The organism is Bradyrhizobium sp. CSA207 (assembly GCF_029051685.1).
GTDB lineage: Bacteria > Pseudomonadota > Alphaproteobacteria > Rhizobiales > Xanthobacteraceae > Bradyrhizobium.
The window spans coordinates 55,866-74,410 of the sequence record NZ_JAACFT010000024.1 but is presented as its reverse complement, the minus strand read 5'-3'; the positions used below and the strand labels follow the sequence as shown (position 1 = coordinate 74,410).

Below are 18,545 nucleotides of genomic sequence, written 5' to 3'. Positions count from 1 at the left end.
CGCTTGGCCCAGCCTTACTGATAGATCGGAAACCGATCGGTGAGCGCCTTGACCCGTTCCTTGATCGCGGCTTCGACCAGCGGCGCCTTGCCGTCGGACGACTGCGCGATCGCGTTCAATACCTCGGCGATCATGCCGCCGACCTGCTGGAATTCAGCGACACCGAAGCCGCGAGTGGTCGCAGCCGGTGTGCCGAGCCGAATCCCGGAGGTCACGAAGGGCGATTCGGGGTCGAACGGAATACCGTTCTTGTTGCAGGTGATGGCGGCGCGGACCAGCGCCTTCTCCGAGGCGTTACCCTTCAGGCCCTTTGGCCTGAGGTCGACGAGCATCAGATGATTGTCGGTGCCACCAGAGACAATATCGAACCCGTGGCCCTTGAGCGTCTCGGCCAGCGCCTTGGCGTTCTCGACGACGTTCTTCGCATAGACCTTGAAGTCCGGCCGCAGCGCTTCGCCGAAGGCCACCGCCTTCGCCGCGATCACATGCATCAAAGGTCCGCCCTGGAGGCCCGGGAAGATCGCCGAGTTGAGCTTCTTAGTCAGCGTCTCATCATTCCACAGCATCAAACCGCCGCGCGGGCCGCGCAGCGACTTGTGCGTCGTCGTGGTGGTGACGTGCGCATACGGCACCGGCGAGGCATGCGCGCCGCCGGCGACGAGGCCGGCAAAGTGCGCCATGTCGACCAGCAGATAGGCGCCGATGCTGTCCGCGATCTCGCGGAAGCGCTTGAAATCCCAGGCGCGCGAATAGGCCGAGCCGCCGGCGATGATCAGCTTCGGCTTGATCTGCTCGGCCTGCTTCGCGACCGCGTCCATGTCGATGATCTGGTCCTCGCGGCGCACGGTGTAATGCGCGGCCTTGAACCACTTGCCGCTCATGTTGACGGGCGAGCCGTGGGTGAGATGGCCGCCGGCCGCAAGGTCGAGGCCCATGAAGGTGTCGCCGGGCTGCAGCAGCGCCAGAAACACCGCTTGGTTCATCTGGCTGCCAGAGTTCGGCTGCACGTTGGCGAAGTTCGCGCCGAACAGCTTCTTGGCGCGATCGATCGCGAGGTTCTCGGCGACGTCGACCCACTCGCAACCGCCGTAGTAGCGCGCGCCTGGATAGCCCTCCGCATATTTGTTGGTCATCACCGAACCCTGCGCTTCCAGCACGGCACGGCTGACAATGTTCTCGGAGGCGATCAGCTCGACCTCATGGCGCTGCCGGCCGAGCTCGCCCTTGATGGCGGCGGCGATTTCCGGGTCGGCCTGGTCGAGCGGGGCGGTGAAAAACGAATCGGGCGCGGAGGCGGACGCTGCAGAGTTCTTGGCGAAGGTCATCTTGCGAATATCTCCACCGCCGCAGCCTTTTAGCGGGCTACGGGCGGTCTGGTGTGGCGATCGGAAGCGGCGAGCGCGATCTACCACATCGCCCGCCCCCGGCCAAGTAGTTGCGGGTCGGGACTGATATTTATGCAAGATATGGTGGGGGCTCCGAGAATTCGGAGGCGCCAGGCGGTCCTGTCGAACACCCGGTCGCGCACCGTCCGAAAAGGTCCGCTTTGGACCTTAAACGCCGCGCGGCAGCCGATGGCCCCGGCCAAAGCCCATTACAGGCCGGTATACCCCGCCTTCACCGGGTCCACGCTGCCGTCGAGCTGGCGCAGATAGGTCAGGCCGCACACCGTCAACCTGTGGGTGTCCTTCTCGCCGGCTTCCATCAATGTATTGAGGTAGTTCGTCACCTTGGCCCGCGCCTCCTCGCTCGCCGCGGACGTGCGGTTTGCGAGCAGGTCATAGGTCTGCATGATGCGGTCAATGGCAGCTTCCATGGCACCCTCTGGTTCTTGCCGAGTTTGGGAATTTTGATCAGGCAACCGCTTTGGCCTCGGATTGCGCCTCGAACCTGACGATGGCCTTGTTGGCCAGCCTGATCTTGTTGAATTCGCCGTTCTGGAACAGTTTGACGACGATCTCGAGCAGGTATTCGTCGGTGATGAGGGTGTCGGGAATCGCGCCGGAGCGGCGAAGATAGTTCGCGGCGATGGCATAGGCCTCGCTCACGAGTTCCACGTTCATCGCCCCCAAGCCACGCTCGACCAGCATCGTCAGCCTCCGATCCGGAGGGGATAAGCGCCGGGCCGGGAACTCGTTCCTCCTGGCCAGTGATTTTTTTCGCAACCGCGAAAAGACAAAACGCACCGGTCCGGGCAAAGCCGGCCGGCGCGCTTGGGGAAGTGAGGCACGTTCGGGAGGTTTGCCGGTCTTGTATGGGCCGGCTTGGCCTTACCGTCGACAAGAACTCAGAGACGATACAGGATCTGGTCGGTCCAGAAGCGCTCGAGGCGGTGCAGCGACTTGTTGAGGGTCGAGAACTCCTCGCCCGAGATGCCGCCGACCTGCTCCACCGTCTTGACGTGCTTCTGGTAGAGAGAGTCGACGATGCGGCGGACTTCCTGGCCCTGCGGGGTCAGGCGGATGCGCACCGAGCGGCGATCGACGCGCGAGCGCTGGTGATCGAGGAAGCCGAGCTCGACGAGCTTCTTCAGATTGTAGGAGACGTTGGAGCCGAGATAGTAACCGCGCGTGCGCAGCTCACCCGCGGTCAGCTCCTTGTCGCCGATGTTGTAGAGCAAGAGCGCCTGCACCGAATTGATGTCGGCGCGACCGCGGCGATCGAACTCGTCCTTGATGACGTCGAGCAGGCGGCGATGCAGCCGCTCCACCAGAGTCAAAGCTTCCAGATAGAGCGTCTGCACCGAGCCCTGCTGGCCGGAGACGCGTTCTGCGGTATCTGCCGCGGTTGCGACGGCTTTCATCATGACACTTCCCCTGTTGTCGTTTTTATCGACACTTATTCGACGAAACTTGTGTCCCGTCTGATAGGTGCAACTTAAGGGGGCCCGTTTGAAGATCCGCTTAAATAAGAGAATAAAGAGATCATGAATTTAAGACAGTGAATTGCGGATTAAGCCTGTCCCGCAAGGACTTTTCGCAACCCTCTGTTGACCGTCGCAAGGTCCTGTTCACCCTCCGTCCGCCGCCTCTGTCGCATTCCAGTACAGGCCGCCCCGTTTCGAAACGCGCGCGTAACAGCTGTGGCGGAATCCACGAGGTCAATGAAAAGTTACCACGAATTTTAGGCAACCAACGGTCAACCAAGAGCAACACTCTCGTGTCCCGGACAAGCGGAGCGCACAGCCGGGACCCAGATGCCATACAACGGATCGTGGAGAGAAATGGGCCCCGGCTCTGCAGCGCATCACGCCGCAAATACGGCGCGCTGCGCTGCGTCCGGGGCACGAGAGAGTTTGCGTCGAGCGATCAACAGGCGCTACGGCGGTCGCTCGCGCGCGGCCATCCAGGCGAGCGCGAGATAGGCAGCGAGCATGAAGGCTTCCACGCCGACGACGATCAGGCTGCCACCATAGATTCCCGGGAACATCAGTTCGATCACCGCCATCGACACGACCGTCGTCAGCCAGACCACTGCGCCCCAGGGCGTTGCCAGCCACAGCCCGACGGCGGCCACGAGTTCGATCACGGCGAAGTAGATGGTCGAGGCCTGCCAGGCCATCGCCTGGTTCTCGAACGCCTCGTCCTCGCCGCCAACGAAGCCGGTGACCTGTGCCCAGTGATAGAGGCCCTTGAGGATCGACAGCAACGCCATCACCCGCAGGAACAGCACCAAGCGGCGCGTCCAGACATTGTCGTCGGATTCCTGGCGCTCCGACGAGATCGCAGCCACCGACATTGCGCTGTCTCTGGCATTGTCTCTGACAGCGTCCCTGGCATTGGCGCTGTCGCGGGCCGCGTCGCGGGTTGAGATCTCGGACATGGCCCCTTCTGGCTGCTTCGCCCCGCAAAATCAATCGGCTGCCATCCCTTGCGGCAGGTCAAGCCGCGGTGACGGGAACCATGTGAGCTGGTATAAGAATAATTCCAGTCGGAGGAAGTCTAATGGCGATCAAATACGGGCGTCCGATCGAGCTCCGCGAGATTTCGCGCCGGGATGGCGCTGCAGCCTCCCCTGCCCTCGATCTGACCGTCCGGCCGCGCCGCAACCGCAAGGCCGAATGGGCCCGGCGCATGGTGCGGGAGAACGTGCTCACCACCGACGACCTGATCTGGCCACTGTTTTTGATCGATGGCAACGGCAAGCGCGAACAGATTGCCTCGATGCCGGGCGTCGACCGGCTCAGCGTCGACCAGGCCGTGCGCGAGGCCGAGCGTGCCATGAAGCTCACCATCCCCTGCATCGCGCTGTTTCCCTACACCGACCCTTCCTTGCGCGACGAGGAAGGATCGGAAGCAACCAACCCGGACAATCTGGTCTGCCGGGCCGTGCGCGCGATCAAGAAGGAGTTTCCCGATCTCGGCATTCTCTGCGACGTCGCGCTCGATCCCTTTACCAGCCACGGCCATGACGGCCTGATCGCCGACGGCAAGATCCTGAACGACGAGACGGTCGCAGTGCTGGTGCGCCAGGCCTTGATGCAGGCCGAGGCCGGGTGCGACATCATCGCGCCGTCGGATATGATGGACGGCCGCGTGGCCGCGATCCGCGAAGGGCTGGATCGCACAGGGCTGCTCGACGTGCAGATCATGGCCTATGCGGCAAAGTACGCCTCCGCCTTCTATGGCCCGTTCCGCGATGCCATCGGCTCGGCCAAGACGCTCACCGGCGACAAGCGCACCTACCAGATGGACAGCGCGAACACCGACGAAGCGCTGCGCGAGGTCGAGCTCGACATCTCCGAGGGCGCCGACATGGTGATGGTGAAGCCCGGCATGCCCTATCTCGACGTGGTGCGGCGCGTGAAGGATACATTTGCGATGCCGACCTTCGCCTACCAGGTCTCCGGCGAATACGCGATGATCGCGGCAGCCGCAGGCAACGGCTGGCTCGACGGCGATCGCGCGATGATGGAGAGCCTGCTGGCCTTCAAGCGCGCCGGCGCCGACGGTGTGCTCAGCTATTTCGCGCCGAAGGCTGCGGAGAAGTTGAGGACGTTGGGCTAAGGTACTTCGCCGGGACGGCACGGGATGTAGCGGCAACAGGACGCCCCCTTTCCTTCTCACGTCCCCGCCCCCGAATCGCCGGAATATTTCGGCTTGTTAATCCCGGCGCCCTTGGCACGCGGACGGCCTGTCACCATGTCCTGCCATGGGAGTTTCCCTTCGGGAGGACGGACCATGTCGTATTCGGACTCGGGCAATTCAGGTCCCCAAGCGGACGCTTGGCGCAGTGACGGCGGGGTTCACGCCTACGATCCCTATTTGCATCCGGAACTGTTCCGCGGCGTCGCGACCCGGCGGGTGTTTGCATTCCTGATCGACATGGTCGTGATCTCGGTGCCGGTCATCCTTGGCTACCTCTTCATCGCCGTGTTCGGCGTGGTCACGCTCGGCCTTGGCTGGATGTTGTTCTGGCTGGCCTGGCCGGCCTCCGTGATCTGGGCCATCGTCTATTACGGCGCCTGCATCGGAGGTCCCCACTCGGCGACGCTCGGGATGCGGGTCATGGATCTGGAGTTGCGAACCTGGTACGGCGCACCCGGCTATTTCGTGCTTGGCGCCACGCACGCCGTGCTGTTCTGGGTGACGGTCTCGTTCCTGTCACCCTTGGTGGTCCTGGTCGGGCTGTTCAACGGCCGCCGGCGCCTGCTGCATGATTTCGTCCTGGGAACGGTCATCATCAACAATTCCGTTCGGGCGCCCCTGCCTCAGGCCGCCAGGAGCTACTGAGTAAGCGCTACTGATCAGGAGCTACTGATCAAGGACCTATCAACCAGGACCGACTAAACTGACTGATCTGACCTGCTGAGCAGACCGATTGACCGAGAGCTTTCGTAGCGCGATGCTGATACCCATTTTGGAGGCCCACGACGTCCCTTGACCCAGCACTCGCGCGATACTCCGCAGTTTTACCTCACGGCGCCGTCCCCGTGCCCCTATCTGCCGGGCCGGCATGAGCGCAAGGTGTTTACGCACCTCGTAGGGGAGCGTGCCGGCGACCTCAACGACCTGCTGACCCATGGCGGCTTCCGCCGCAGCCAGTCGATCGCCTACCGGCCCGCCTGCGACCAGTGCCGCGCCTGCGTCTCGGTCCGGGTAATTGCCAACGAGTTCCGCCCCTCCCGCAATTTCCGCAAGGTGATCGCCCGCAACGCCGACATCATCGGCGAGCAGCGCAGCGCGGTGCCGACTTCCGAGCAATATTCGGTGTTCCGGGCCTATCTCGATTCCCGCCACCGCCACGGCGGCATGGCCGACATGACCGTGCTCGACTACGCCATGATGGTCGAGGACAGCCACGTCGAGACCCGCATCATCGAGTACCGAAAGCGCGGTCCCGACAGCGGCATCACCGGCCGCGGCGAGGAGCTCATCGCGGTCGCGCTCACCGACGTGCTCAGCGACGGCCTGTCGATGGTCTATTCGTTCTTCGAGCCAAGCCAGGTGAGCCGCTCGATGGGCACCTTCATGATCCTCGACCACATTGCCCGCGCGCGGCGTCAGGGCCTGCCTTACGTCTATCTCGGCTATTGGATCGATGGCTCCAAGAAGATGGACTACAAGGCCCGCTTCCTGCCGCAGCAGCGCCTCGCGCCCTCAGGCTGGCTGCGCGTCGACGCGCAAGGGGATGCTGCGTCCGAGCCGCAGGATTGATCGGCGCGCCAATCTTTCTGGCGTCGAATCATCGCCAAGGCCGAAGGCGCGAGCGGATAAGGAGGCATCCTTGTCGAGCCAGACCTACGACTTAATCGCCCAAGCGATTGTTGAACGATTCCAGGTACTCTGCTTCTATCAAGGGTATCCGCGCGCAATCTGTCCCGCGTTACTGGGGCATACGAACGGCGAGGAATACACACTCGCCTTTCAGTTCGCTGGCGGCTCAAGCAAAGGCCTTCCTCACACGGGCGAATGGAAATGCTTGAAGATCGGCGAGATGAGCAACGTCGAGCTTCGCGCTGGAGAGTGGCACGCTGGCTCGAGCCATCGCGAACGTCAGCAATGTGTGAAGGACGTGGATCTCGACGTGAATCCGCTCAGCCCCTACGACCCGCGACGTCGCCACAGGCGTTGATCGCTCACCCGAACAGCGTATCCGCCAGAAGCTTCAGGTTGAGAACCACGATCACGCCCGCCACGATCCACGCGATCCCAGCGACCCACGCGGGAATCGCGAACTTGCCCATCTTGCGGCGGTCGGAGACGAAGCGGACCAGCGGGACGACCGCGAAGGGCAGTTGCATCGACAGCACGACCTGGCTGAACACCAAGAGATCGGCCGTGCCGCGTTCGCCGTAGATCGCCGTGACGACGATCACGGGAATGATGGCGATGCCGCGCGTCACCAGGCGGCGCGCCCAGCTCGGCAGGCGCAGGTCGAGAAAGCCCTCCATCACGATCTGGCCGGCGAGCGTCGCAGTGACGGTTGAGTTGAGGCCCGAGGCGAGCAGCGCAATCGCAAACAGCGTCGAGGCGATGCCGAGGCCGAGCAGCGGCGAGAGCAGCTCGAAAGCCTGGCCGATCTCGGCCACATCCGAATGGCCGCTCCTGTGGAAGGTCGCGGCCGCCACCACCAGGATCGCGGCGTTGATGAACAGCGCCAGCATCAGCGCGATGGTCGAATCCGTCGTCGCCCATTTGATCGCCTCGCGCCGGCCGGTGTCGCTGCGCTCATAGGCGCGCGTCTGCACGATTGACGAGTGGAGATAGAGATTATGCGGCATCACGGTCGCGCCGATGATGCCGATCGCGATGTAGAGCATCTCCGGATTGGTGAAGATCTCCGTCGATGGCACGAAGCCCTTCAACATCGCGGCAACCGGCGGCGCGGCCGCGGCAATCTGGATCGTGAAGCAAACCGCGATCACGACCAGCAGCGCGATGACGAAAGCCTCCAGGAAGCGGAAACCACGATTCATCAGGATGAGAAGCAGAAAGGCGTCCAGCGCGGCAATCAATGCGCCGCCGATCAGGGGAATACCGAACAGGAGTTTGAGCGCAATCGCGGTACCGATGACTTCGGCGAGGTCGCAGGCGATGATCGCCGCCTCGCAGGCGAGCCACAGCATGAAGTTCACGGCCGGCGAATAGCTCGCGCGGCAGGCCTGCGCGAGGTCGCGATCGGTGACGATGCCAAGACGAGCCGCCAGCGACTGGAGCAGGATCGCCATCAGGTTCGAGAGCAGGATGACCGAGAGCAGCGTGTAGCCGAACTTCGATCCGCCGGCGAGGTCGGTGGCCCAGTTGCCGGGGTCCATGTAGCCGACCGAGACGAGATAGCCCGGACCGACGAAGGCGAGCAGCCGCCGCCACCAGCGCCCGGCGGCGGGAATGGGGACCGTGCCATTCACCTCGGCGAGGCTCTTGGTGGTGGGGGCATCGGAGCGCCAGCCGGCGCCGTCACGGGTCAAGTCGGGAGATAGGGCATCCATGGGGCGAGAATACCGAAATCGAATCTTATTGCAACTCATTTGCAACTGCATCTAGCGTTATCAGCTTCCCTCGCGGACGCACTGTCGGGAAGCGGGTGGGTTTGGCCGGGCTCGGAGGTTGATACTGGCGCAAACGCGACTTTGCAGGATATGCGCCATGTCAACGACGCCCAGTCTTCCCGACACCTTCAACCGCCTCGCCTGGTCCAACCTCGCGGCACAATCGGCCGAGCAGATCGCACTGGCCGCAGCCCCGATCGTCGCCGTGCTGACGCTCGGCGTTGCCGAGGGTCAGACCGGCCTGTTGCAGACCGCCCTCACGCTGCCCTTCGTGCTGTTCGCCATTCCGGCCGGCCTGCTCGCCGACCGCATCTCGCGCCGCTCGCTGATGGCGGGCGCCGAGGCACTGCGGGCCGCCGCGCTCGCGGCTATCGTGTTCTTGCTTGCACTGGGTGCCCTCAACCTGCCGCTGCTGGCGCTGCTCGGCTTTGCCGCCGTGTGTGGCACCGTCGTCTACAACGTGGCCGCGCCGGCCCTGGTGCCCTCGCTGGTGAGTTCGGACCTCTTGCCCGCGGCCAATGCCCGGATCGAGCTGGCGCGCACCATCGCCTTCGCCAGCGGGCCCGCGCTCGGCGGCGCCTTGGTCGGCTGGTGGGGTGCCAGCCCCGCCTTCAGCTTTGCTGCGGCCCTCTCGGCGATTGCGGTGGTGCTGCTCTCCGGCATCTACGAGCCTGCCCGCGCACCGACGCCGCGTCGCCATCCGTTGCAGGACATCCGCGAGGGCGCGGCGTTCGTGTTCCACCACAAGCTGCTGCGGCCGGTATTCATCACGCAGTTCATCTTCAACACCGGCTGGTTCCTCCAGATCGCGGTGTTCGTGCCCTACGCCGTCCGCCATCTCGGTCTGACGGCGGCCGGGGTCGGCACGGTCCTGACCATGTACGGCGTCGGCATGGTGATCGGCGCGCTGTTCGCAACGCGGGTGATGCAGCGCATCGCCTTCGGCACCGTGGTCGGACTTGGCCCCGTCACCGGCTTCGTCGCTTCCGTCGTGATGGCACTGACGGTGCTGGTCCCCTCGCCCTGGCTCGCGGGCCTCAGCTTCTTCCTGCTCGGCGTCGGCCCGATCCTGTGGGTGATCTCGACCACCACCTTGCGCCAGTCCGTGACGCCGCCGCGCCTGCTCGGCCGCGTCTCCGCCATCAACATCATGAGCTACGGCGCCCGCCCGCTCGGCTCGGCACTGGGGGCCATCGTCGGCGGTTTCTGGAGCGCGGAAGCCTGCCTCTATCTCGCGGCTGCCGTGTTCGGCGCACAGGCGCTGGTGATCCTGCTGTCGCCGGCGGTGGCACTGGACCGGCAGCCGGAGATGGTGGAGGACGCAGTGCCGGTGCGGTGCTAGCTGAAGCCTTCTGCCGTCGTCCTGGATTTCGCCAGGACGACATTGGTGGCGCCTAGCCCGCCAGATACCGCTCGTAGCTCCCCGTCACCGGCTCGTTGCTGTCGACGTCCGGATCGAGCGTGTAGAGATCCTGCGCGCGGCCGATGCCGCGGAGCGCGTAGCGGCCGGTCGAGACGAGATAGCGCCGGCCGGCGGCGTCGAGCCCCCTGTAGAACTCGGCCGATGCCAGCAGTTCGCGATCGACCGAGCGGCTCATTGAGGCAATGCGGCTGACCTCGTTCACGGTCGGCCCCACCACCGTGAAGTCGAGCCGGTCCGCGCTGCCGATATTGCCATAGAAGACCTCGCCGACATGCAGGCCGATATAGGCCGACGTGGTCGGCCGGCCGGCGGCCTCCCGCCGCGCGTTCAACGCCGCGACGTTCTTGCGGAACAGATGCTCGGCGCGCAGCGCAGCGCGCCGCGCATCCGCCATATCCTCGCCCCAGAACATCGCGAGCACGCCGTCGCCGATCAGTTTCAGCACGTCGCCGCCGGCGTCGTGGATCGCATCGATCACGGCCTGCGCATAGTCGTTCAGGAACGGGATGATCTCGTCGGGCCCGATGCTCTCGCTGATCCCGGTCGAGCCGCGCAAATCCGAGTACCACAGCACGGCGTTGATGCGCTCGGTGACGCCGCGCGAGATGCGTCCGCGGAGCACCTGCTCGGAGGCATCGCGCCCGAGATAGACGCGCCCCAATGTGCGCGCGATGTCGACCTGTTGCGCCGACTTGATCGCGAGCCCCAGCACCGGCACGAGATCGCGCAGAGCTTCGAGCTCGGCCTCCGCAAAGCCGTCGGCGCGCCGCGTCGTCCAGTAGGAATAGAGGCAGTCCATCTGCCCGAGCGCGCCGTTCTCGCCGAAGCGATGCACGAAGGCGAGAAAATGCCGATGGCCCTTCTCGGCGAGCTCGCCGATTTGCGAAAAATCAAGCGAAGCAACGTCGGCGAGATCGATCACCATCTCGTCCTGGCCGTGCTCGAGCAGATGGAAGAACACCGAACGGCGCCAGTTCTTGTTCGGATCGCCCTCGGCAGTCGAGCCGTACTCGAAATTGTCGCTCTCATTACTGGAACGATCGGTCCAGCGGAACCCTCGGCCTTCATAGATCGGATGCAGCGTATCGATGAAGACCAGCCCGCGCGACAGATCGAGCCCTTCGGCACGGCAGCGCTCACAGAAGCCGCGGAGCAGTTCGGCTTCAGGCAGGCCGGTGAGCCCTTGGCTGGCCAACCAGTTCATCAGCGCCAGGCGCGAGGACAATTGCATACGCCATTATGGCGTGCATTCGTGACGAACGAAAGGCCGCACGGACCGACTGCAACCAAGGCTCCCGGCCGCGGCAGGTCGCGTATGCCGCGGACGCTGTTGACGTGCTCTCGCCGCGGCTGCAAATGGAACCGATGACACCGCCATCGAGCAGAAATACGAGGACATGAGCCAGCGCCAGCTTCCGATCATCCTGGCGCTCGGCACCACGCAGACCCTGGCCTGGGCCTCTAGCTACTATCTGCCAGCGCTACTCGCCGACCCCATGGCGCGCGACCTCGGCGTCTCCTCGAACTGGATCTTTGGCGCGTTCTCGGCCTCGCTCGTGATCTCGGCGATGCTCGGCCCACGCATCGGCCGGCAGATCGATCTCGTCGGCGGCCGGCAGGTGCTGTCGGCCTCCAATTTGACGATCGCGGCCGGCCTCGTGCTGCTCGGCTTCTCGCAATCGGTGGCCGTGATGACGATCGCCTGGCTGGTGCTCGGCATCGGTATGGCGATGGGCCTCTACGATGCCGCCTTCGCAGCGCTCGGCCGCATCTACGGCACCGAGGCGCGCCGCTCGATCACCGGCATCACGCTGATGGCGGGCTTCGCCTCGACCATCGGCTGGCCGCTCACTGCCTGGGGCCTGTCGCATATCGGCTGGCGCGACACCTGCTTTGCCTGGGCCGCCGCCAATATCCTGATCGGCCTTCCTCTCAACTTCTTCGTGCTGCCGACGATCAAGGGTGCCAGGCAGGCCGCGGCGACGGCGGAAAAGCCGCACGTGCCGCTCGACCGCGCCATGATCCTGCTCGCCTTCGTCTTCGCCGCGGTCTGGACCGTCACCGGCGCGATGGCCGCGCATTTCCCGCGCATCCTGGAGACCACGGGCGCGACCCCGGTCGAAGCGATCGCAGCCGGCGCGCTGATCGGGCCGGCGCAAGTGGGCGCGCGCATTCTCGAAGCGGGCTTCCTCAGCCGCTTCCATCCGCTGTGGTCGACGCGGCTCGCCTGCCTCACCCACCCGATCGGCGCGGTGGTCGTCGCGATCTTCGGGGGTGCCGCGGCCAGCGCGTTCGCACTGTTCCATGGGTCGGGCAACGGCATCCTGACCATCGCGCGCGGCACGCTGCCGCTGTCGATCTTCGGCCCGAAGGATTTCGGCTATCGCCTCGGCGTCATCGGCGCGCCGGCGCGGATGGCGCAGGCTGTGGCACCGCTGGCCTTCGGCCTGCTCATCGATGTTATGGGAGCCAAGGTGTTGATCGTCTCGTCCGCGCTCAGCCTCTCGGCGCTGGCCGCGTTGTTTCTCGTCCGCGCGGAGCGGCGACCGGATTGACCGCGCTGCCGCTTTCGCGCACAAGCCGGCCATGAGGAACGACGATACCGGCCCGCCCCGCACATTCAAAGGCCTGCTGCGCTGGGCAACCACGCCGCCGCAGGCCTGGGGCGTCTATCTCCTCGCCATCATCCTGGTCTGGCTGCTGTCGTTCTACGCCGGCACGCTGAAGCCGAAGAAGACACCGGAAGGCGGACCGCCCACGGCGACCGCGCCGAAAGGCTGAGGACATGAGCCGCGTCGCGGTGCTGCGGCTGATGCCGCTGGATCTCAACCAGGTGCACGTTGATCGTGCTCGATCGCTACCACGGGGCGCCGAGAAATGAGCGAAAACATCCGCCTCGAGGATAGACGTTCCCTTACGAGCGTCGTTCGCCTGCGTTTTCTGGAGGTATCCGCGGATCGTACTCTAAAGGCTGCCCTGCGGTGATCTCCTGAATAGGCAATTGCGCGGCAGCCTTTAGAGCTGCTCCCCGGGCTTCTTCAATCCGTGGCAGCAAAATACGCTCAAGCATCAGCCCTGAGAGACGATGCCATTGCTCCATCTGAGAGGGATCGAACAGGACTAATTGTGCACTGAGAGTGGAAATCCCGATGACCTTCTCGTCGCGCACCAGAACTCCGGCCTGTGTACGTTCGAATGGATTAACGGAATGAGCGATCAACTTGTTCGCCTGGTTGATCAAGTAATCATGCATCTCAAAAACCCTGCCGTCGAATAGCGCCAGATCTGCACGTTTGACGCTGTTTCTGACGCCCGAATTGAAGCACCTCCTGTAGCTTATTAACCCGCTCGAAAACAGTGATCGCATCACCAGCATGTCTTTCTCACCGGCTATCAGGCGGCGCGTAATGTCTACGACCATCCGCAGATCATTCGCGACACTCTCAAGGTCGGCCAGAGCAATGAACTGTGGCAACGAACATGCGTGAATGGGAACTTCGCTCATGTCTTCGCCTCCTCACCGGATAATAGTATGGACCGGCGGTAGTCGCTTGGCGAGCGCGCTCCCGCCGTGAGCACGCTTGAACCCCGGCGGAGGCGCCACCGCTCGCGCGGATCACGTCAATGCGGACAGGTCTCGACTTCGACTGTGACGTGGCTGAGGCCCTTCAGGCCCGCGAGCCGCTTCTTGTAGACGGCCGGTTGCTTCGGCTTGTCCGACACCACCGAGACCAGCACGGCGCAATGGCCGGGACCGACCTGCCAGAGATGCAGATCGGTGACGCGGTCGTCTCCGACTTCCATGCGTGCGCGAATGGTGCGCTCGAGCTTCTCGTCGGCGCGCACGTCGAGCAGTACCGCGCCGGAGCTCTTGATCAGCCCGAACGCCCAGCTCGCGATCACCGCGCTGCCGATCAGTCCCACAGCGGGATCGGCCCAGGCCCATCCCGAAGACATCGCGACGGCGAGCGCTGCGATCGCCAGCACCGAGGTCGCGGCATCCGCCATGACATGGACGTAGGCCGCGCGGAGATTGTTGTCGTGATGAGGATGGTGATGATCATGGTCGTGATGATGATCATGGTGGTCATCATGAGCATGCCCGTGACCATGCCCGTGGTGATGATCATGGCTGTCGCGCAACAGCCACGCGCTGGCGAGGTTGACGCACAGCCCGAGCGCGGCGACCGCAATGGCCTGTCCATAGACGATCGGCACCGGCGTGATCAGCCGCAGCACGCTTTCGTATGCGATCTCGACCGCGATCAAGCCCAGAATGACTGCGCTGGCGAAGGCGGCGAGATCGCCGAATTTGCCGGTGCCGAAGGTGAAATGCGCGTTTCCCAGATGCCGGCGCGCAAAGCGGTAGGCGAACGCGGCGATGCCGAGCGCCGCCGCATGGGTTCCCATGTGCCAGCCGTCGGCGAGCAGCGCCATCGAGCCGAACAAGGAGCCGGCGACGATCTCGCCGACCATCATGACCAGCGTCAGGACGACGACCAGCCAGGTGCGCCGCTCGTTCTCGTCGTGCTTCTCGCCCAGAAAGGCATGGTCGTGGGTCCACTGTTCGATGGAATGGGAATGCATCGAAAATTCTCCGATAGGTCCGGCTCGTTGACCCGCAATATAGACCTGCGGGTCTTCCAGGCAAAATCAGCGAAACGAGTCGATTGACAGGTCGGTGCCGATTCGGTGTAATGAATCTCATGGGGATTTGAGCGATCTCCCCACGAGGCGACATGCCCAAGTATCGCGTCCCGTTTGATTTTACGAGGGCGCATCATGTCTTCCTACACGACGATATCATCTGACAAACTGGTACGGCTGATCGGCACGGCGAATGCCCCTGCCCTGATTGACGTGCGCACGGACGAGGATTTTTCCGCCGACCGGCGGCTGATCCCCGGTTCGATCAAGCTCAGCCACGAGAAAGTCTCGGACTGGGGCGCCGGCTTCGCCGGCCGCTCCGCGATCGTCTCATGCCTGCGCGGCGAAAAGCTTGCGCAGGGCACCGCGGCCTGGCTCAGGCAACTCGGCATCCGCGCCGAGACGCTGGAAGGCGGCTTCGAGGGCTGGAAGGCGGCAAAACTGCCGCTGCTCGACACCCGCAAGCTGCCGCCGCGCGACGGCAGGGAACGCACCGTCTGGGTCACGCGGGCGCGGCCCAAGGTCGATCGCATCGCCTGCCCCTGGCTGATCCGCCGCTTTGTCGATCCCAATGCGGTGTTCCTGTTCGTGGCCCCCTCCGAGGTGGTCGCCGTCGGCGAACGCTTCAACGCGGCGCCGTTCGACATCGAGAACGTGTTCTGGAGCCATCGCGGCGAGCTCTGCACCTTCGACGTGATGATCGAGGAGTTCGGGATCGCCACCCCGGCCTTGCTCCGGCTGGCAACACTGGTGCGCGGCGCCGACACCGCGCGGCCAGATCTCGCGCCGGAAGCCCCCGGCCTGCTCGCAGCCTCGCTCGGGCTGTCGCGGATGTATGACGACGATCTCGAACAACTCGAGGCCGGCATGCTGCTCTACGACGCCTTCTACCGCTGGTGCCGCGACGCCACCGGCGAGACCCACAACTGGCCGACCAACAAGGCGAAGGCGTAATGGATACCCGTACTATCGAAACAGGAGCTGATGCCGGTCACGGCATCAGCTTCAGCGAAGCGTTTCGCGTCTGGCTCCGCGTCGCCTGCCTGAGTTTCGGCGGGCCCGCGGGCCAGATCGCGGTGATGCACCGCATCCTGGTCGAGGAGAAGAACTGGATCTCCGAAGGCCGGTTCCTGCATGCGCTGAACTACTGCATGCTTCTGCCGGGACCGGAGGCGCAGCAGCTTGCGACCTATATCGGCTGGCTGATGCACCGCACCGCCGGCGGGCTGATGGCGGGCGGGCTGTTCATCCTGCCCGGCATCATCGCCATCATGGGCCTGAGCTACATCTATGCCGCCTTCGGCAATGTCAGCTTCATCGAGGCGCTGTTCTTCGGGCTGAAGGCCGCCGTGCTCGCCATCGTCGTCGAGGCCGTGGTGCGTGTCGGCAAGCGCGCGCTGAAGAACCGCATCATGATTGCGCTGGCCGCAATCGCCTTCGTCGCCATCTTCTTCTTCGCCGTTCCCTTCCCGGTCATCATCATTGCCGCCGGCGTGATCGGCTATGTCGGTGCCAAACAGGGCCGCCCCGAGTTCGCGCCGGCCGGTCACGGCAACGGCGGCAACGGCGCCTTGGTCGACAGCATGCTCGGCGAAGCCGTGCCCGATCACGTCCGGCCCGACACCGGCCGCACGATCCGCGTCGGCGCGTTGTGGCTGGCGCTCTGGCTCATTCCGGTGATCGCGCTAGTTCTGGTGCTCGGACAGGCCAACGTGTTCAGCCAGATAGCACTGTTTTTCTCCAAGATGGCGCTGGTCACGTTCGGCGGCGCCTATGCGGTGCTGGCTTACGTCGCCCAGCAGGCAGTCGAGCATTATCACTGGCTCAAGCCGGACGAGATGCTCGACGGCCTCGGAATGGCGGAGACCACGCCCGGCCCGTTGATCATGGTGCTCCAGTTCGTGGGCTTCATGGCGGCCTATCGCGATCCAAGCGGGCTGTCACCGATGCTCGCCGCGACGCTCGGCGGATTGCTGGCGACCTGGGTCACATTCATCCCCTGCTTCCTCTGGATTTTCGTCGGCGCTCCCTATATCGAGCGGCTGCGCGGCAACAAGGGCCTCGCTGGTGCGCTCAGCGCCATCACGGCCGCCGTCGTCGGCGTGATCCTCAACCTCTCGATCTGGTTCGCGCTGCACACGCTGTTCCGCGAGACCGCCCCGGTGCACGCCTTCCCGTTCGCCTTCGACATGCCGGTGCCGACGAGCGTCGACGCTCCTGCGCTCGTGCTATCGATCGCGGCTGCGACCGCGATCTTCCGGCTCAAGCTTGGCATGCTCACCGTGCTCGCCGGCAGTTGCGCGGCCGGCGTGGCGCTGCGGCTGGCCGGCGTGATCTAGGACATGGACTCATAGGTTCGTCGCGTCCGGTTTGCTATTGGAAGACGATGTTGAAGCCGACACGGCTGCATGGCGGCCGTGGGCCAAATGCCGGCATGCAGCAGCTACTTGCGGCGATAGCGAAGCGCATCGACAAGTAGCGAGAACGCCGGTGAGGGTTGGCGGCGGCTCGGATAGTAGAGGTGATACCCCGAGAACGGTGGGCACCAATCTGACAAAACCCTGACTAGCTTTCCGCCGGAGATATGAGGTTGCACGTTGCCCTCCGTGAGATACGCGAGCCCCAATCCGTTCAAGGCTCCTTGCAGGAGCAACCCCGCGCTGTTGAGCACCAGTTGCCCCTCCACCCGGACATTGAGCTCTCGCCCGTTCTTTTCGAACTCCCAGGCATATAAAGTGCCGCCGTGGGTCGGCAGGCGAAGGTTCAGGCAGTTGTGGTGTGTCAGATCCTGCGGCGTCTTTGGCCGCTTGTGTTCGCTGAAGTAGGACGGCGAGCCAACGACGGCCATCCGGAGGTCGGGGCTGACGCGGACCGCGATCATGTCCTTGGCAACGAGTTCGCCGGGGCGAATGCCCGCATCTACCTGCTGCGCGACGATGTTGGTGAGCCCGTAGTCGATGATCACCTCGACGTGGATGTCCGGGTACTGGGGAAGAATCTTCCCCAGCGCCGGCAGCAGGATCTCGGCGGCGGCATACTCCGTTGCGGTCAACCGCACGATTCCGGCGGGTTTTTCCCGTAGCTCGCTGAGGGCAGCGAGATCGGCATCCATCTCGGTGAATTTGGGCCCGACGCTCAGGAACAGCCGTTCTCCGGCCTGAGTTGGAGTGACGCTCCGGGTCGTTCGGTTGAGGAGGCGGACGCCTAGCCGTTCCTCCAAGTTTCGAATGATCTGGCTCAGCGCCGATTGCGTCATACCAAGCTTGGCTGCGGCACGCGTGAAGCTGCGTTCCCTCGCCACGGCGAGGAACGCCAGGATATCGCTGGCGTCTTCCCGGTTCATTGATAAGCCTGTCTAATGACTGCATTCGGATTTTATCACCTAATCGGACGGACGCGGAAGCCTTAGTTTCCCATCAGCAATCAGGCGGCCCGTCTAAGAGACGAGTGGACCGGTAGCCCGCGTCGACGGCAAGGAGGATGGGGCAAATGAGAGACGCATTTGATGGCCTCACCAGGCGTCGATTTGCCGCCGCTCTGGCGGCCCTCGTCTCCGCAACGTCATCGGCCTCCGCGCAGACGAAATTCGATGACGAGAGACAAGGAGGAAGGGCGCCCATGCGTATTCGCTGCCGTTTCGAGGAGAAGGCTTTCACGGTTGGCTTGCTGGATAATCCCTCCGCTCGCGATCTGGCGACGATGCTGCCACTTGATCTCGTCGTCCAGGATTTTTCGACGAACGAGAAAATCGCCTACCTGCCGCGAAAACTGACGGAAGAAGGCAGCGGTCCGTTCTCGAACGAAGCAGCAGGCGATCTCTGCTACTACGCGCCATGGGGCAACCTCGCCTTCTTTTATGGCGGCTACAAATATTCGAGCGGCCTGATCCGCATCGGCCGCCTCGATGATGGTCCACAACCGCTGCTCACGCGAGGCAAGTTCGCGCTGCGCATCGAGCTTCTTCCACCAGCCTGACAGGAGAAA

Annotated in this window: 20 protein-coding genes; 10 read left to right on the top strand and 10 right to left on the bottom strand. The window is 64.1% G+C overall.

What is annotated here, in order from left to right; translation table 11 throughout:
* Positions 1 to 14: 14 nt before the first annotated feature.
* The 5 genes from glyA to GWG65_RS25985 all read right to left on the bottom strand — a co-directional run bounded on the left by glyA (position 15) and on the right by GWG65_RS25985 (position 3,822).
* Positions 15 to 1,325, bottom strand: a complete 1,311-nt coding sequence (gene glyA / locus GWG65_RS26005; protein WP_275198402.1) for a serine hydroxymethyltransferase — start codon at positions 1,323 to 1,325, stop codon at positions 15 to 17.
* 269 nt (positions 1,326 to 1,594) lie between these two features.
* On the bottom strand, positions 1,595 to 1,816 hold the full coding sequence (locus GWG65_RS26000; protein WP_247432596.1) for a hypothetical protein: 222 nt from the start codon (positions 1,814 to 1,816) through the stop codon (positions 1,595 to 1,597).
* A 37-nt stretch (positions 1,817 to 1,853) separates the two neighbouring features.
* A complete protein-coding gene (locus GWG65_RS25995; RefSeq protein ID WP_275198401.1) occupies positions 1,854 to 2,090 on the bottom strand; it encodes a hypothetical protein in 237 nt (78 codons plus the stop codon).
* A gap of 197 nt (positions 2,091 to 2,287) precedes the next feature.
* On the bottom strand, positions 2,288 to 2,806 hold the full coding sequence (locus GWG65_RS25990) for a MarR family winged helix-turn-helix transcriptional regulator (RefSeq protein ID WP_007603420.1): 519 nt from the start codon (positions 2,804 to 2,806) through the stop codon (positions 2,288 to 2,290).
* Positions 2,807 to 3,318: 512 nt separating this feature from the next.
* A complete protein-coding gene (locus GWG65_RS25985; RefSeq protein WP_247390005.1) occupies positions 3,319 to 3,822 on the bottom strand; it encodes a DUF6163 family protein in 504 nt (167 codons plus the stop codon).
* A 122-nt stretch (positions 3,823 to 3,944) separates the two neighbouring features.
* On the opposite strand from GWG65_RS25985, the gene hemB reads away from it, so the two are divergent.
* The 4 genes from hemB to GWG65_RS25965 all read left to right on the top strand — a co-directional run bounded on the left by hemB (position 3,945) and on the right by GWG65_RS25965 (position 7,074).
* On the top strand, positions 3,945 to 5,006 hold the full coding sequence (gene hemB, locus GWG65_RS25980; protein WP_275198400.1) for a porphobilinogen synthase: 1,062 nt from the start codon (positions 3,945 to 3,947) through the stop codon (positions 5,004 to 5,006).
* A gap of 174 nt (positions 5,007 to 5,180) precedes the next feature.
* A complete protein-coding gene (locus tag GWG65_RS25975) occupies positions 5,181 to 5,732 on the top strand; it encodes an RDD family protein (protein WP_275198399.1) in 552 nt (183 codons plus the stop codon).
* A 147-nt stretch (positions 5,733 to 5,879) separates the two neighbouring features.
* The gene (locus tag GWG65_RS25970) at positions 5,880 to 6,656 is read left to right on the top strand and encodes an arginyltransferase (protein WP_275198398.1); all 777 of its coding nucleotides are present in this window, start codon (positions 5,880 to 5,882) and stop codon (positions 6,654 to 6,656) included.
* Positions 6,657 to 6,726: 70 nt separating this feature from the next.
* Positions 6,727 to 7,074: a hypothetical protein gene (locus GWG65_RS25965; protein WP_275198397.1), complete on the top strand. Its 348-nt coding sequence runs from the start codon at positions 6,727 to 6,729 to the stop codon at positions 7,072 to 7,074.
* Between the two features lie 4 nt (positions 7,075 to 7,078).
* Here the strand turns inward: GWG65_RS25965 and GWG65_RS25960 are convergent, their stop codons facing one another.
* Positions 7,079 to 8,431: an Nramp family divalent metal transporter gene (locus tag GWG65_RS25960; RefSeq protein ID WP_275198396.1), complete on the bottom strand. Its 1,353-nt coding sequence runs from the start codon at positions 8,429 to 8,431 to the stop codon at positions 7,079 to 7,081.
* Positions 8,432 to 8,588: 157 nt separating this feature from the next.
* Between GWG65_RS25960 and GWG65_RS25955 the strand changes: the two genes are divergently transcribed.
* On the top strand, positions 8,589 to 9,833 hold the full coding sequence (locus GWG65_RS25955) for an MFS transporter (protein ID WP_275198395.1): 1,245 nt from the start codon (positions 8,589 to 8,591) through the stop codon (positions 9,831 to 9,833).
* 52 nt (positions 9,834 to 9,885) lie between these two features.
* Here GWG65_RS25955 and GWG65_RS25950 read toward each other — a convergent pair whose 3' ends face one another.
* A complete protein-coding gene (locus tag GWG65_RS25950; protein ID WP_275198394.1) occupies positions 9,886 to 11,145 on the bottom strand; it encodes an adenylate/guanylate cyclase domain-containing protein in 1,260 nt (419 codons plus the stop codon).
* 166 nt (positions 11,146 to 11,311) lie between these two features.
* Between GWG65_RS25950 and GWG65_RS25945 the strand changes: the two genes are divergently transcribed.
* Positions 11,312 to 12,469, top strand: coding sequence for an MFS transporter (locus GWG65_RS25945; RefSeq protein ID WP_275198393.1), 1,158 nt, complete (start codon positions 11,312 to 11,314; stop codon positions 12,467 to 12,469).
* 31 nt (positions 12,470 to 12,500) lie between these two features.
* A complete protein-coding gene (locus tag GWG65_RS25940) occupies positions 12,501 to 12,695 on the top strand; it encodes a hypothetical protein (protein WP_275198392.1) in 195 nt (64 codons plus the stop codon).
* Positions 12,696 to 12,828: 133 nt separating this feature from the next.
* Here GWG65_RS25940 and GWG65_RS25935 read toward each other — a convergent pair whose 3' ends face one another.
* Together GWG65_RS25935 and dmeF are read right to left on the bottom strand one after the other, a co-directional pair.
* A complete protein-coding gene (locus GWG65_RS25935; RefSeq protein WP_275198391.1) occupies positions 12,829 to 13,419 on the bottom strand; it encodes a hypothetical protein in 591 nt (196 codons plus the stop codon).
* A gap of 116 nt (positions 13,420 to 13,535) precedes the next feature.
* A complete protein-coding gene (gene dmeF, locus GWG65_RS25930; protein ID WP_275198390.1) occupies positions 13,536 to 14,501 on the bottom strand; it encodes a CDF family Co(II)/Ni(II) efflux transporter DmeF in 966 nt (321 codons plus the stop codon).
* A gap of 195 nt (positions 14,502 to 14,696) precedes the next feature.
* Here dmeF and GWG65_RS25925 point away from each other — a divergent pair, with 195 nt between their 5' ends.
* Both GWG65_RS25925 and chrA read left to right on the top strand, forming a co-directional pair.
* Entirely contained in the window at positions 14,697 to 15,515 is an 819-nt protein-coding gene (locus tag GWG65_RS25925; RefSeq protein ID WP_275198389.1) for a chromate resistance protein ChrB domain-containing protein, read from the top strand.
* A complete protein-coding gene (gene chrA, locus GWG65_RS25920) occupies positions 15,515 to 16,900 on the top strand; it encodes a chromate efflux transporter (protein WP_275198387.1) in 1,386 nt (461 codons plus the stop codon). The genes GWG65_RS25925 and chrA overlap by 1 nt, the downstream gene beginning before the upstream one ends.
* A 104-nt stretch (positions 16,901 to 17,004) precedes the next feature.
* Here chrA and GWG65_RS25915 read toward each other — a convergent pair whose 3' ends face one another.
* A complete protein-coding gene (locus GWG65_RS25915; RefSeq protein WP_275198386.1) occupies positions 17,005 to 17,904 on the bottom strand; it encodes a LysR family transcriptional regulator in 900 nt (299 codons plus the stop codon).
* Between the two features lie 194 nt (positions 17,905 to 18,098).
* Between GWG65_RS25915 and GWG65_RS25910 the strand changes: the two genes are divergently transcribed.
* Positions 18,099 to 18,536, top strand: coding sequence for a cyclophilin-like fold protein (locus GWG65_RS25910; RefSeq protein WP_342760667.1), 438 nt, complete (start codon positions 18,099 to 18,101; stop codon positions 18,534 to 18,536).
* Positions 18,537 to 18,545 lie beyond the last annotated feature (9 nt).